The 14,850-nt window shown below is 53.9% G+C and carries 14 protein-coding genes; 6 read left to right on the top strand and 8 right to left on the bottom strand.

Going from position 1 to position 14,850, the window contains the following annotated elements; all coding sequences use genetic code 11:
* The first annotated feature begins 494 nt into the window (after positions 1-494).
* From ACR0JX_RS17860 to ACR0JX_RS17845, 4 genes are all read left to right on the top strand, one after another.
* Positions 495-1,382, top strand: coding sequence for a LysR family transcriptional regulator (locus ACR0JX_RS17860; RefSeq protein ID WP_480545125.1), 888 nt, complete (start codon positions 495-497; stop codon positions 1,380-1,382).
* Between the two features lie 106 nt (positions 1,383-1,488).
* Positions 1,489-2,112 carry an NAD(P)H:quinone oxidoreductase gene (gene wrbA / locus ACR0JX_RS17855; protein ID WP_480545124.1) on the top strand — a complete coding sequence of 208 codons (624 nt, stop codon included), beginning with the start codon at positions 1,489-1,491 and terminating at the stop codon, positions 2,110-2,112.
* A 58-nt stretch (positions 2,113-2,170) separates the two neighbouring features.
* Entirely contained in the window at positions 2,171-3,067 is an 897-nt protein-coding gene (locus ACR0JX_RS17850; protein WP_480545123.1) for an EamA family transporter, read from the top strand.
* Between the two features lie 1,449 nt (positions 3,068-4,516).
* Entirely contained in the window at positions 4,517-4,678 is a 162-nt protein-coding gene (locus ACR0JX_RS17845) for a hypothetical protein (RefSeq protein ID WP_480545122.1), read from the top strand.
* A gap of 48 nt (positions 4,679-4,726) precedes the next feature.
* On the opposite strand, the gene ACR0JX_RS17840 is transcribed toward ACR0JX_RS17845, so the two are convergent.
* Positions 4,727-5,599 carry a hypothetical protein gene (locus ACR0JX_RS17840; protein ID WP_480545121.1) on the bottom strand — a complete coding sequence of 291 codons (873 nt, stop codon included), beginning with the start codon at positions 5,597-5,599 and terminating at the stop codon, positions 4,727-4,729.
* Positions 5,600-6,145: 546 nt separating this feature from the next.
* Between ACR0JX_RS17840 and ACR0JX_RS17835 the strand changes: the two genes are divergently transcribed.
* Positions 6,146-7,267, top strand: coding sequence for a hypothetical protein (locus tag ACR0JX_RS17835; RefSeq protein WP_480545120.1), 1,122 nt, complete (start codon positions 6,146-6,148; stop codon positions 7,265-7,267).
* Positions 7,268-7,455: 188 nt separating this feature from the next.
* Here the strand turns inward: ACR0JX_RS17835 and ACR0JX_RS17830 are convergent, their stop codons facing one another.
* Genes ACR0JX_RS17830 through gstA form a run of 3 tightly spaced genes read right to left on the bottom strand, consistent with a single transcriptional unit; the run spans position 7,456 to position 8,670 of the window.
* Positions 7,456-7,677, bottom strand: coding sequence for a tautomerase family protein (locus ACR0JX_RS17830; protein WP_480499478.1), 222 nt, complete (start codon positions 7,675-7,677; stop codon positions 7,456-7,458).
* A gap of 4 nt (positions 7,678-7,681) precedes the next feature.
* Positions 7,682-8,062 carry a nuclear transport factor 2 family protein gene (locus ACR0JX_RS17825; protein ID WP_480545119.1) on the bottom strand — a complete coding sequence of 127 codons (381 nt, stop codon included), beginning with the start codon at positions 8,060-8,062 and terminating at the stop codon, positions 7,682-7,684.
* Positions 8,062-8,670 carry a glutathione transferase GstA gene (gstA, locus tag ACR0JX_RS17820; protein WP_480545118.1) on the bottom strand — a complete coding sequence of 203 codons (609 nt, stop codon included), beginning with the start codon at positions 8,668-8,670 and terminating at the stop codon, positions 8,062-8,064. Before gstA ends, ACR0JX_RS17825 begins: the two co-directional genes overlap by 1 nt.
* Before the next feature lie 110 nt (positions 8,671-8,780).
* Between gstA and ACR0JX_RS17815 the strand changes: the two genes are divergently transcribed.
* On the top strand, positions 8,781-9,659 hold the full coding sequence (locus ACR0JX_RS17815; protein WP_480545117.1) for a LysR family transcriptional regulator: 879 nt from the start codon (positions 8,781-8,783) through the stop codon (positions 9,657-9,659).
* Positions 9,660-9,699: 40 nt separating this feature from the next.
* On the opposite strand, the gene ACR0JX_RS17810 is transcribed toward ACR0JX_RS17815, so the two are convergent.
* From ACR0JX_RS17810 to ACR0JX_RS17795, 4 genes are read right to left on the bottom strand one after another with little or no spacing between them, the layout of a single operon-like run.
* A complete protein-coding gene (locus ACR0JX_RS17810) occupies positions 9,700-11,397 on the bottom strand; it encodes an ABC transporter ATP-binding protein (RefSeq protein ID WP_480545116.1) in 1,698 nt (565 codons plus the stop codon).
* Positions 11,394-12,308, bottom strand: a complete 915-nt coding sequence (locus ACR0JX_RS17805; RefSeq protein WP_480545115.1) for an ABC transporter permease — start codon at positions 12,306-12,308, stop codon at positions 11,394-11,396. The genes ACR0JX_RS17810 and ACR0JX_RS17805 overlap by 4 nt, the downstream gene beginning before the upstream one ends.
* On the bottom strand, positions 12,305-13,273 hold the full coding sequence (locus ACR0JX_RS17800; RefSeq protein WP_480545114.1) for an ABC transporter permease: 969 nt from the start codon (positions 13,271-13,273) through the stop codon (positions 12,305-12,307). Before ACR0JX_RS17800 ends, ACR0JX_RS17805 begins: the two co-directional genes overlap by 4 nt.
* On the bottom strand, positions 13,274-14,827 hold the full coding sequence (locus ACR0JX_RS17795) for an ABC transporter substrate-binding protein (protein WP_480545113.1): 1,554 nt from the start codon (positions 14,825-14,827) through the stop codon (positions 13,274-13,276).
* Between the last annotated feature and the right edge of the window lie 23 nt (positions 14,828-14,850).

Here is a 14,850-nt window from a genome sequence, read left to right as displayed (position 1 = left end):
TTTGTATGCTCCGTTGCTTCTGAGTGCTCATTGGTTAACCGGTGACTCGCCTTGGAGCGTAAAGACGGCTGCACTTTGATTGTATGTGCTGTAATTTCTTTGGAGTTTCGTATGGCGACTTCAAGAGAGAAGCTTCATTGAACCCTTGAGACGTCTTTCCGCATCTTCTGCAATCGCCCTGAGTCTTTCCTGCCGAGTTGGCTCACTAGCGGCGTCGCTCACTGGTCTAGCTTTGCTATTGACGGGGCGATCCGAGTTTTCATTGCTCGACCGGCTTGGAACACTTTTCGGCGTAAGCGGATTCTTAGATTTTGCCATTGTGCCTTACTCCTAGCCTCGCCGAAAATAGAGCGATGGTTGTTTTCTGGCAACCGCTCGGAAATCAACACCAGCAACTCAGACGTGCCGCCCCTTCGCACCAGTGGCGCGGTCGTATAACTTGCAGTTCGTTACGCCCAACTGGGCGGCTCAAAAAACTGATCGGGGGCCTGGAGTTGGACAAACTGTCAGTCATGCAAGCTTTTTGCCGTATCGTTGAACGCGGTAGCTTTGCCCGTGCGGCGGAAGACCTTGGTGTTTCTCCTGCGCTTCTCAGCAGAGAAATCAAGCTTCTGGAAGAGAGCCTGGGAACCGTCCTCCTCACCAGAACGACCCGATCGATGTCACTGACTGACACCGGCAGCCTTTATTACCAGGATGCAATTGGAATCCTCGATGCAGTCGAAAAAACGGAACAGACCATTAGGGAAGGTTCAAAAGCGATGCGTGGGCACCTTCGGGTGAATGCGTCAAGCTCCTTCGGCCAAACCGTTATCGCACCGATGATTCCAGAGTTCTTGGAAACCTATCCAGATCTGCGATTTACTCTTTCGATGGACGACAAGGTGATCGATATGGTCGAGGGCGGGTTCGATCTGTCGATACGAATCCGAGCCGCGATGCCGGATTCGACCCTTGTTGCGCGACGGATCGGGGTGATGCGACAGCGGATTTTTGCGTCTCCTGACTATTTGGAGCGATGTGGGACGCCGACCCAGCCAGCGGATCTGAAAAACCACGCGATCATCGGCTTTTTGCTTGCTGATCATTTGACGAGTTGGAAGCTCTCGGCCGCCAACGGTGTCACAACATTAGAGCTTGATCCGCGCGTGCGGGTTGGCAATAGCCTCGTTTTGCGCGATCTGCTGATAGCGGGGCAAGGTATTGGAACCCTGCCTGAGTTCGTTTCTGATGCTCCTGAAGTTAGTGGAGCTTTGGTGAGAGTTCTTCCTGACCACGAATTGCCCGCGCCAGAAGTATTCGCAGTTACAGCATCTCGCTTGGGAATGGACGCAAAGGTTACAGCCTTTCTTGATCATCTGCGCCTGGCTCTCAGGTCGTGACATTATTCAATACAGGTAAAGAGTGATGTCAAAGAGCGCAGCTTAATTGGCGGTGCAACAAATTCCATTCTCTCAGGGAACAAATCACAGCCCTGAGAGGTATCCTATGTCACGTATTCTCGTTCTCTACTATTCAAGCTATGGCCACGTCCGCACATTGGCCGATGCCGAAGCTGAAGGCGCAAGAAGTGTTCCCGGCACCGAAGTTGACGTTCGGCGTGTGCCCGAAACTGTCCCTGAGGAAGTCCGCCAGCAGGCTGGCTATGTCGTGGATGACACGCCTATCGCCTTGCCGACAGATCTCGAAAACTATGATGCAATCATCATTGGAACACCGACCCGATTTGGCATGATGGCTGGCCAAATGAAGTCCTTCCTTGACCAGGCTGGCGGGCTTTGGGCCAGGAATGCACTGGTTGGTAAAGTCGGGGCGGTCTTTGCGTCTACGGGTTCGCAACATGGCGGGCACGAGGCGACCCTTCTGACAACGCAAGTCCCGCTTCAACACTTTGGGATGCTGATTGCCGGAATGCCCTACACATTTGCTGGCCAGACTACATCAGACGAAATTATTGGTGGTGCACCATATGGTGCGGGAACCATCGCTGGTGCCGATGGTTCCCGCACGCCTACCGAAACTGACCTGGCCGGAGCGCGGTTCCAGGGTGCTCATGTTGCAAGGATTGCAGCGTGCCTCGCTGGATCAAACCTCCAAGCGGAAGCAGCGTAACCCGCGCGCCTCTGACGTCTCACTCAAATTCTCAAACGCCTCAGCTGGGAGACATACCATGTCACGCTCAACCGATATTCTTCTCACTTCGCTCGCCCCAGCGGTATGGGGAAGCACTTATCTGGTAACGACCGAAGCGCTCCCGGCTGGCTACCCGATTACTCTGGCTGCGTTACGAGCTCTGCCTGCTGGGTTGTTGTTGCTTGCAGTGACGCGTTGCGTTCCACCACGCGATTGGTTCGGTCGAGTTTTCGTCTTGGGCAGCCTCAATTTCGCTCTGTTCTGGGTGCTCCTCTTCGTTGCTGCGTATAGGTTACCCGGTGGTGTGGCCGCCACCCTAGGATCGTTGCAAGCAACGATCGTGATTTTGATGGCGTGGGGATGGCTGGGAACCCCAATCCGACTTGGTGCACTTGGCGCCGCCGCGACTGGCGTAATGGGTGTGTCTCTGCTGCTGATCGGACCAGAAGCACAACTTGATTGGATTGGTATAGCAGCGGGTTTGGGAGGAGCCGCGTCAATGGCTGCTGGCACTGTTCTCAGCCGGAAATGGCAACCTCCGGTCTCGGCACTGAGTTTCACAGCGTGGCAATTAACAGCCGGTGGTTTGATACTGCTGCCAGTCGCACTGTTTCTTGAGCCGCCTCTCCCTGCGCTCAGCGCGACAAATGTCGCCGGCCTTATTTGGCTCGGGTTGATTGGTGCTGCAGCAACCTATGCTCTTTGGTTTCGCGGCATAGCGCGCTTGGATCCCAGTGCAGTTTCGATGCTAGGTATGATGAGTCCTGTTACAGCTGTCGCGCTCGGCTGGGTATACTTGGGGCAAACGCTTAGCCTCACCCAGTCCATTGGAGCAGCCATAGTTTTTGGCTCTGTTGTGGTTGGCCAGAGCGTGAGTCGAAGAGACAATTCGGGTTTGAAAAATTTGAGACCAGCAACAGCTGGATCTGTCTGAGGGGCGTTGAGTCGCAAACAATGGGTCCAATCACGCAAGCGGGCGAGGAATGGCTCAGCGCCTCGCTCAAGCCCGTTCGCCAGATCCCTAGAATATCGAAGCCCTAGGTTTCCCCACGGATGATTAAGGGGATGGGTTCTGGGTCCGCAGCATCCGGACGGTCCTAACCTCCTGTAGCAATGGTAACATTGTGGTCGAACTCGCTAAGTGCTGAGGGCGCTCAGAGCGTGCGTTATAACATCAGTGCTGTCTTGCGTCGGAAACTGCGTTGGACGCTGCCAGTGAACGTCCCAGCCGGCCTGTTGATGTGCATAGGAGACTACGGCATTGCACGCGTGTTCTATACAAATCTACTGGCCCCGTGTGCCAAACGCAAAACTCTCGCGCTCAAGATAAAAGTGCATTTCGCCCTGGAAATCGCTTTGTGGGCGAAGCTGAATTTTGGTGTTTGTAAGAGGCCGTTACAGCAGCACAAAGCAACAAGCAGTCAGCCAAGAACAACGCGCTTCTATGCCTATGTTCTTTGACACCTCATACCAGACCAACAAGAAACGCCGGCGCCGGGAAAATGACCGGGCAGCGAGTCACCTATCTGGAAGGTGCAGGAAAGATCACTTTGGATCGCTCCCCGTTGGAAAGCATCGGACGCCCCAAGTGGTTGCCGCCAGTCGTATGACGAAATGGCACAGAAAGACGGTTGCAATGTGCGTCGGGCTTAGACCCGGGTCACAACAACCGATCACGTCTAGGTTGGAGGAAAGCCGGACGTGTTGCTCAGTCGAAAGACTGTAACCGCTTGGCCGCAAAGCCGGGATCGGAGCGCTGCTAGGTCAATGGAAGCCACCTAGTGTTAGAAGCTCTTCACCACCTGTTATATGCAGATTATTCCCCCAGGACATCACAGAAATTGTTTGTGTTGTCCTGGGGGGAAAGTCCTATTTCTGCAGGGATTTTTGATAGTCATTCATTCCGTGCATTTCATGCTTCTGCCGGCAGAAGAAACAGAACCGGTGGGCGCGAAGCGCCCGAAAGCGAGCGTTAGCCAGCGCGCAGGACTTGCGGCAGAGATGATCTCTGCCTGAAGCACTTACAAGCTCGCGGCCTATGCTAGTCCGGGGCGGCGATAAACAAATAGACCTGAAAACATTTCTGCCAGAGCTGCACGCGCTCGCTGAAAAACACCGGGACCAAAACGAATTTATTCAACATCTGACGTAAAATTTCTTGTAATTTAACGGATAAGGATGGGCTTCCAACTACCTTCTCTCCGAACCCGGCACTGGACCATCAATGCGATGTAAGCCAATCGGCGCAGGGTTCATGTTTTCAGCGACAAGTAAGCAATTAAACATAATTAAAACAACGATTTAAGTCAAATTTTCTCTTGCGATCCAGATTCCAGTCATGCGTGTCTGCGCACACCAAATCATCTTAAAGAGGAATAGTTTCGTGCAGGCTACTACCAATACCCAAGAAATCTATCTGCCGGATCACATCTACCACGCACTGAAAGCCAAGCTGGAAAAGCTGGTGTCTGAGCCGTTCGAAGAATGCGGCACTGACCCGGAAATCTTGGCTAAACACTTGATGATGGAAATGCGGCTGGCTTGAATTGCCGCCAGATCGATGTTGAGAACCCGTCGGTGTAAGCTGGCGGGTTTAACCCTTGTCGCTAAGCATGTGCCTGTCGAGCTGCGCAAGCCAACGCACCCAACCATACCCTTGTGATATCATCAACACAGTTAGTTCTTCTGGTGGTTGTGCAGGCTCAGGTTGACCATCAGCATGCCGGTAGAAGTGAGCCGCCTCAACCCAATTCTTGAACCCGTCACATTGCTTGAGCGAAGTAATTTTGACCGTTTTGCGATCCGCATACGTAGCCTCAATTGCGGGCCGTAGCTTTTCCTTAATTGAGCTATTGTTAATGTGCGTTGCTCCCGCAAACATCATTTTAAAAATGTTCTCTGCCGCATCAAAGATTGATCTAATTGCCTGTCGGTAGTCCGCGTGAGGTCCCATCAATGCTTTTTCGGTGCAGTCCAGGTGCGCCCTCGCGGCTTCAAAGCGTTCAGAAGATAGGCCTGCAAGCGCACTAGCCCGTGACTGTTCAAACGAAGCATCAACAAAGGGATGAACACCACAAAGTTCATCGATTTGATATCGCATGTTGCGTTCGCGAAATATGCGCTGCACCGTAGAGCGAAATTCATTAGCACTTAATGCTTGCAGGCGAGCCCTTAGAAAACGAAAGAGATGAGTAATAGAATCCAATAAGTCTACTAAATCTGCTCGATCAAAAAACGTTTGCCAATCAACGTATGGTGCTGCAGGCCCCCTATTGACCAGTGAAAAACCCAGTTCTTCTTCCAGGTATCGGCCCGCGTCGACGCTAAGAGAACCATTCCCGCGAAGTGATTTCTGCAACGCTAGTGCAACACGCCTACGCATGCGTGGACAGTCGCTCAACGTTTCATCGTTTTTTAAATACAACAACGAGAACAGTTGTCCGGTCGGAGGCTCTCTTTCTGTCATATGCGTCCTACTAAAATATTTCCTGACACGACATATCTTGGCTGTTAATGCAGGTAATCACTAAGGTTTGCAAACACATAAGCCTCAAGTTACCCGATCACCTCGCTACGACTTGATGAAACGACATCTGGCCGATTTAGGGTTGATTAGCAGCAGCTGAAACAACTCCTACCTCTGCTCCAGGAACGATCTAGCCACCAGTGCAAGCTGGCGGGTTTCTTGTATCAAAATCATACCTTTTAACCAGTTCGATTCTCATCTACCCCTCGTGTCATGGTTGCAAAGCTTAGGAGCTGCTATGCGAGTTGAAGTTCAGGTCACTGACACCACCCTTGAAGGCGATTACCGGGAAGTAGACGGCCTGTCAGGTCAGTGCGAACAGTGTGGTCACATCGTTGAAGTCTATGGCGATAGCGACGCGTCAGAGCGAGCGCTTTGCGTAAAAATGCGGGAAGAATGCCCAGAGGGTGAAAGTAATTTTTATGTCGCTGTGCGATAGATAGTAATTGTTGACCAGCCATTGCTTCATCTCAAAAAGGGCCGATTATGATTGTCGCCAAACCCGGAATTTTGTCCGAAGTTGAGAATTATAACGAAACTTCTGTGCGTATGTTCGTTATTGATCCCATATTGCGAAAACTTGGATACTTCGAGGGTGGTGATGTCTATCTGAAGCCTGAAGAAAAACTTGAGTATCCCTATCACTTCATCGGACGAAAGAACTCTAGAAAGGACGTGCCGATTGGCCGTTACGATTATTGTTGCGGTTTAAAAGGTAGGCGAGGGTCTTTCATTGTTGAGGCCAAGGCCGCAACTGTGGGGTTATCAAAATCGGACGTAGAACAAGCACATAGCTATACAACGCACCCCCAAGTAGGAGCAAATTTCTTTGTCCTTTGCGATGGTCGCCAGTTTGTAATCTATGAAGCACTTTCCGGCCCGGATTGCCCGCCAATAGTTGCAATCCCATTGGCAGAGATCGACGCCAGATTTCACGAAATCGAAAACATACTGTCTCCGACCTATCTAGCTAAAAACTGTCAAACGGTATATGACACAAAACTCCGGTTGTGCGATGGGCTAGGTTCTTCTGCTAAATTGCATTCAGGTCGATACACCATGAGCAATTGGAGCTATCGAGTTCTTTTAGGCGAGACAGACATTACCGTGGTCGCAAAAACTTTTTTTCCTGCTCTATCCATGATGGAAAAAGAAATTGCCATGTTAGCCCAAGACTTCGAACTAAGGGTTGGCGATGGTCGCGTTGATCGAGATGCCGAAGGTCGTATCTATGCCAATGTGGAATTCTCCGGTGTAACAAAGAACAGCCAAGCGGCGATGGAACTGCTAGGCGTGGATAAGCTGTCATTTGCGACAAATGCTAAGTTTCTGTCTATTGAACCAGACAATCCCACCGTTTTCGAAGCTGAGAACGGGTTTGCACTGAATCAAGGCACAATGGTCCTGCCTCTATTTGGTGAAGCTGTCCCCGCGGTGAATGATGTAAAAGGCGACCTCTTTGTGAGCGCTCGTATGCACAACAGTGCAGACAAAATACTTGGCCAATACTACTCGCAAACCGAAATTCTAGTCCCGCAAGTTGATGCCGGTGAGCTCAAACTCGAATTGGACTTCCTTGGTGATGTCGAACTTCGGCTGCTACTATGAGCACAGTTGCAACACACTTGACGCAACGTAATCTAGCCTATTTTTGGGTCGGTTACACGGTTACAAAACTACACGTAAGTCATTGATTTTAAAAGATGCGGCGGGAGTTCGAGTCTCTCATCACCCACCATCGCAACACTTTAGTGCTAAGTGCGCCTCTTTGAATGAGGGCGTTTCGTCCGAGAGTCTCAGTCGCCCTCCGCGCGGATATCACTGACCCTCCGACCCGCGATTCCCCAATTTTCCAGTGGCACCTCGTCAATCACAACGAATGTCGTTGCGGGGTTTTTGTTGAGCACTTTGTGCAACAGGTCGGTCACACCAGAAATCAACTGCGCCTTTTCTTCGGGTGACGGACCTGTACCTTCAGGTCCGCCCTCTTGTGTTACCTTGATATTTACGTAAGGCATCGTCCTAGTCCTTTCTCTCAACGAATGAGAACACCTTGGTCAGCACGCGCCAACCGTCCTTTGAATTGATCACTGTCAGCAAATCCTGATAGTTACGCCCCATCATGGTCATGCGCGCCTCGACGAGGCCGATCCGGTCGCCTTTAAGAGTGATCCGTTCGATAACTTCCTTGCGCGGATCGCCGCGCGAGGCGGGCGGCGTGCGGACGTCGATCCGGTCCATATAGGCCTCTAAACCCATAACTTCGTAGTCGCCGAGGGTGCCGTTCACATAGACCAGATCCCGATGAAACACCGTTCGCAGCACATCGCTGTTTGAATGGTAAAGCCCGTCAAAATAACGTTTCATCACGCTCTGGATTTCATAGTCTTTGTGAAGCTGCATCACGCCAATCCCTCTGCAATAAAGGCCGCGTTGACCGACTCGCGATCGGCGATGCGATCGGCGTAGGCGGCGATGTTAGGCCAGGCTGACAGGTCGATGGCCTTGAAGTTAGCCCAGTAGATCAGAACGAATGTGTAAGCATCCGCAACCGAAAACGTGCCGGCGACCAAGTAGGATCGCCCGTCAGACAGAACCTTCTCGATATAGTCGAATTTCGACCGAACCTTCGCCTCTGCTGCTGCCTTTTCCGCATATGTTGAGCTGTCGGAAAAGAGCGGCCCCCAGGCCTTGTGCAACTCGGCCGCAGCGTAGTTCAGGAATTGTTGTAACCGTGCACGCTCAATACTTCCAAGCGGCGGAGAATAGGCTTGATCGGCATGGGTATCTGCAATGTACTGAAGAATTGCTACGCCTTCGCTCAAATACACGCCATCCTCAACTTCAAGCGTTGGTACATAGCCGTTCGCATTGATTTCCTTATAATTTCTTCCGCTTTCCGTTTGCCCCTTGGCGGTGTCAACAGCCTCGATCTCAAATGTCTCACCAACCTCATTCAGCATGATATGGCTGGCCAACGAACAGGCTCCGGCTTTGTAGTACAGTTTCATCTCAACCTCCTTTTCATGAGTGCAGGCCAGAGATAGCAATCAAGTAAAGCGATTGATAATATCGTGTTTTCACCATAATGATCTTATATTCAGATCATTTGTGATGCGATATGACCTTAGACCAACTCATCGCTTTGGACGCGATTGTTGCCACTGGAACCTTTCGGGCGGCCTCTGAGCGTTTGAACAAAGCGCAATCTGCCGTCAGCCATCAAATCCGAAAGCTGGAGGCTGAACTGAAGTTTGATCTGTTCACACGCGAGACCTACCGGCCTAGTCTGACACCCGAGGGTCAGGTTTACTTTCGCGAAGCGGCGCGTGTTCTGGAACAAGTGCACAGGCTGCAAGCCGTCGCGGCTGGATTGCGCAGTGAACAAGAGCCCTCGATATCGATTGCGGTAACGGCCACAACCTCGCTGGACCCGGTACTGAGCCTGCTGGGCACTATCCGAGAGAGATATCCGGGAACCAACATCCATGTGGCGTCGGAAATGATGGGCGGACCGTTGGCACGGCTGATGGAAGGCAGCGCAGATATGATCATCGCGGGTCTTGAGGGCGTTCCAATTGACGATGTCGAAACGCTCCCCTTCGGAACCATCACGATACGACCCGTCGCAAGCCCAGACTTCCCGGCCGCACAACGCCGCGGAATCCGATCGAGGCGCGAGATGCAGGGCTATACGCAAGTTATCGTTTCAGGTACCGGCGGGCAGGATTTCGATCAAAGTCGGGATGTTTTATCAGGTGGGCATCGTTGGACGGTCTCTGATTTCGAAGCGAAGAAAACCATTCTCAAAGCCGGGCTGGGCTGGGGTGGCCTGCCCGAACACATGATGAAGGATGAGCTGAGGACCGGAACCCTGGTTCCGCTGCGCGTTGATGGTTACCCCACACGCCACACCGAGATTTTCGCGATCCGACGCAGGGACAATCCGATGGGCAAAGTCATGTCCGACATCTGGGCAGAGCTTGAGACGGCCCATTGATAGATGGATCTTCCTTAGGAACGCCCAAGCCGCGTTAGGGTTAACCTGCGGCTTCCAATTGCTTCAACCGGGGCATTAAATCCAAAAGCTCTTTGGTGTAGGAATGCTGGGGTGCCGAAAACAGCGCGTCTGTGTTCTGCACCTCGACCAATTTCCCCTGTCGCATCACACCCACCCGATCACACATCTGACGCACAACCGGCAGGTCATGACTGATGAACAGCATGGTCAGCCCAAGATGATCCTGAAGGTCTTTGAGGATGTTCAGGATTTGCGCCTGGATCGACACATCCAGCGCGCTTGTCGGCTCATCGCAGATCAGAAACCGGGGCTGTGTGGCCAGTGCGCGGGCAATACAGATGCGCTGACGCTGCCCGCCAGAGAATTCGTGCGGGTATTTGCGCCAGGCGTCTTTCGCCAACCCGACCCAGTCCAGAAGTTCCCTGACACGCGGTTCAACCTGGGATTTGGGAAGGATACGATGGTGCAGGATCGGTTCTGCAACAAGGTCGCCAACCTTCATCCTCGGGTTCAGGCTTGAGAACGGATCCTGAAAGATCATCTGAATCTGGCGGCGATAGCCTTGCAAAGCCTCTGTCACCATCGCCGTCACATCCTGCCCGTCAAAGACAACGCGGCCTCCGTCCACCGGATAAAGCGTGCCGATCATCCGAGCGACCGTGGATTTGCCCGAGCCACTTTCGCCGACAAGGCCAAAAACCTCACCGTCGCGAATGTCGAAGCTGACCTGATCAACGGCGGTAAAGTACTTGCGTTGCGATGGCAGTAGACCGCCCTTTTGAAGGAAGGTCTTGGTGATGTTCTCGACCTCAAGCAGCTTGCCGGATTTTGACAAATCGGTCTTGTCCCAATGGGCTGCCAGATCATCGATCTTGAAGGTTCTTTCCCGTTCGCCATAGCTGACCACCGGGAACCGTTCGACCTTGCTGTGTGGCCGTGGCACGGCGGCGATCAGGGATTTGGTATACTCATGTGTTGGCGCGCCAAGGATTTGATCGGTGGTGCCGCTTTCAACCACATGGCCGGAATACATGACGGTGACGGTATCGGTGGTGTCGGCGATGACGCCCATATCGTGTGTCACAAGGATCACGCCAACCTGACGCTCCTTGGCCAGTTCCTTGATCAGATCCAGTACCTGCGCTTGGACGGATACGTCCAAGGCTGTGGTGGGTTCATCCGCGATCAACACGCTGGGTTCCGTGCACAGCGCCAAGGCGATCACCACGCGCTGACGCATCCCGCCGGAAAACTGATGCGGGTACTGGTTGAACCGGTCCGCGGGGTCCGGGATGGACACGCGATCCAGCAAAGCAATCGCACGTTTCTTGGCCTCAGATGCGGACAGGCCAAGATGTAGCTGGATCGTCTCGACCAATTGCTCACCCACCGTGAACAGCGGGTTCAGCGAGGTCAGCGGATCCTGAAAGATCATCCCGATCTCTTTGCCTCGGATCCTGCGTTTGTCCTCGGCGTCCAGTTCGTCGATACGCCGACCGTTCAGCCAGACCTCACCCTCGGACACATGGGCCGGTGGGTCCAACAGACCGATCACGGCGTTTCCGGTCATCGATTTGCCCGCACCACTTTCGCCCACGACCCCCCGGATTTCACCAGGATGCAGGTCGTAGGTCACATGCTCCACCGGTTTGAAAATGCCGTGGCGGGTTGGGATTTCTACCGTTAGGTTGCGGATCGAGAGAACGGGATCGGTCATTTCAGCCTCGGGTTCAAAGCATCGCGCAGCCAGTCGCCCAGCAGGTTTACACTCAGGGCCAGCGCCAGAAGCGTGCAAGCGGGGAAGAACAGAATCCACCACTCCCCCGAGAACAGGAACCCCTGCCCGATGCGGATCAGCGTGCCCAGCGACGGTTGGGTGGGTGGCGCGCCGACGCCCAGAAAGCTAAGCGTCGCTTCGGCGATGATCGCCAGTGCAAGTGAGATTGTTGCAATCACCAGCACGGGTGATAGCACATTGGGCAGGATATGGCGCAGCATGATCGTCAACGGATTTTGCCCAATGATCCGCGCAGCCGCCACGTAGTCTTTGTTCTTTTCTACCAGCGTCGCGCCGCGAACGACCCTTGCGAACTGCACCCAATCAGACAGGCCAATCGCCAGGATCAACACCCAGATCGCCATCTGATCACGATACTCAACAGGCGTAACCCCCTTTGCGATACCGAAGATCAGCATGGCCAGAAGGATCGAAGGGAAGGTCAGTTGCACATCCGCCGTACGCATGATGATGGTTTCGGTCCAACCGCCGAAATACCCAGACAGCAGACCAAGAATGATCCCCAGAACCATGGCAAACAAAACAGCTGCGACACCGACAAACAAGGAAATGCGCATCCCGTAGAGGATGGTCGAGAACACATCCCGCCCTTGATCGTCAGTGCCCATAACAAAGCTTTCACCTGTAAAGGCATTTGGTTCCATCGGCGGGGTAAAGCCGTTCATCAGGTTCAGGCTGGATGGATCGAACGGGTTTGTCGGCGCAATCAGCGGTGCGAAGAGCGTGACCAGGATCAGCAGCGAGGCAACAGCAGCCGAAACCATGGCCACCGGAGATCGACGAAACGCGTAGAACTGATCGCTGTCCAGAATTCGTTGCAGGCGGCTCATGCGCTGACCCTCAGGCGTGGGTCGATGAAGGCGTAAAGGATGTCGACCGCAAGGTTAATCGTGACGAAGATGACCGAGATCATCATCAGGTAGGCTGCCATGACTGGGATATCCACGAACTGGATTGCGTTGATAAACAGCAGGCCAAGACCCGGCCACTGGAACACCGTCTCGGTGATGATGGCAAAGGCGATGATGGCCCCTAATTGCAGGCCGATGATGGTTATCACGGGCACCATGGTGTTCTTCAGGGCGTGGCGAAAGTTGATGGTCCGATCACTCAGGCCGCGCGCACGGGCGAAGCGGATATAATCCTGCCGCAGTACCTCCAGCATTTCAGACCGGACCAACCGCATGATCAAAGTCATCTGATACAGGCCCAGAGTGATCGCTGGAAGGATCAGGGCCTTTAGCCCACTACTGGTCAATAGACCGGTGTTCCACCAACCAAGATCCACAACCTCACCGCGCCCGAAACTGGGCAGCCAGCCCAGTTCAACCGAGAAGACATAGATCAGCAGAATGCCGATCAGGAAAGTGGGCAGCGAAACCCCGATCAGCGAGGCCGACATGATGAAGTTTGCTGCGAACCCATCTCGTCGGATCGCAGTGAAGACGCCCAATGCGATGCCCAGGGCAATTGCAAGCATAGCTGAGACCAGAGCCAGTTCCAGTGTCGCCGGCGCGCGTTCGGCCAGAATCTCTGCGACGGGCCGACCCTGACGGAAACTAACGCCGAAATTGCCCTGCACCGCCTCGCGCAGGAACTTCACATATTGCACCGGGAAGGGTTGATCGAGGCCCAACTGGCTGCGCAACCGTTCCACGTCTTCCATGGTCCGCTCCTGCCCCAGCATGTTGTCGATCGGGTCGCCGACAAAACGGAACATGGAAAAGGCAACGAGGCCCACGACGAAAAGAACCAGCGCCGACTGGGCTACGCGCCTGATAATGTATGACAGCATTTAGTTGACCGTGACCCAACGCAGAAGGAAGAAATTGTCGGGCCGTTGAGTCAACTCGATATTGCTACGAGCACCCCAGACCAGAGGCTGGACATAGAGGGGGACATAGGCGACCTCATCCTGAAGGATGGCTGTGACCTCATCCAACATGGCTTGGCGCGTTGGCTCGTCAATCTCGGACTGGATCATCGGCAGCAACTCATCCACACGCGCGTTGGAGTATCCGCCGAAATTCCACGATCCCAACTTCTTTTCCTCGTTAGGGGTCGACGCAAGAAAGCGCACGGGGTGTTCGGCATCAAACGTGCCCGGCGACCAGCCCAGCAGATACATGTCGAAATTGTCGGCCCGCAACTCGGGCCAGTAGTTCTGAACCGGCATTGCATCCAGTGTCACATTCAACCCTGCCTGTGTCAGCATGGCAGTAATCGCCTGGCAAACAGATTCGTCGTTCAGGTAGCGGTTGTTGGAACATTTGAAGCTAACCTCAGCCCCCTTGGCCCCAGATTCGGCCAGCAGCGCCTTTGCGCCCTCCAGATCATAGCCATAAGGGTCCGCGTTCGCTGCCGAATACCCGCGCATTGCAGGGCTGACCAGCTGGCTAGCGACTTCGGCGTTGCCGCGCATGATGGTTTGAAGGATGGCCGGTACATTGACCGCTTTTGCAACCGCCTCGCGGACACGCGGATCGAGGAACAGATCAGAGCCGCCCTGCCCGACCTCGCTCGCGCCTTCTTTCTGGTCGAAGCCCAGCATGATGACACGCGCTTCGATGCCTTGGATGACCTTTACATCCGGGTTGTTCTGCAATCGCGCAACATCCTGAATCGGTACCGGATTGATGAAATCAACATCGCCCGACAACAACGCTGCTAACGCGGTCGCAGGGTTTTGGATCGGCACCAGTTCAGCCTGGGTCAGGTTGTGCTCTGCATCGCCCCACCAGCCATCATACGGTTCCAGCACAGTGCGCAAGCCTGGTTCTCGTGCGGTGATTTGAAAGGCGCCAGTCCCGTTTGCGTTCAGTGTCGCATAGTTACCGGCCTCTTTGTCGGGCAGGACGGTATCATTCGCCTCGGCCCAGCCGCTATCCATGATCATCCAGTTGGCGATGCTATCGGGGAAGATCGGGTTTGGCGCATTGGTCATCACGTCGACGGTGTAGTCATCGACTTTCACGACCTCGGCGACGGGGGCGAACCAGCTGCGAGTGTCTGAACTTTCGTCGGACGCGCGCTGATAGGAAAAGATCACGTCATCGGCGTTGAATTCGGACCCATCATGAAACGTCACGCCCTCGCGCAGCTTAAACCGCCAGCCTGCGCCACCCTCAATCGGCTCCCAACTGGTTGCAAGCGCCGGTTCGATGGTCATGTCCTTACCGCGCCGCACCAGCCCTTCATAGACGTTGTTCAGAAACCCGAGAACCGGGGCGGAGTTGACCGCATGCGGATCCATGGTTTGCGGATCGGTGGTGACGGCAAAGGTGAACTCTTCGGCCGCAACAGGCATGGCAAGCGCGCCCAGCAGCACGGCAGTGGTTAGACGTTTCATGATAGCTCCCACTTCAAAAGTGG

This window comes from Ruegeria sp. AH7 (genome assembly GCF_056541325.1).
The sequence above is the reverse complement of the archived record's forward strand: the minus strand, read 5'-3'. Positions and strand labels throughout refer to the sequence as shown.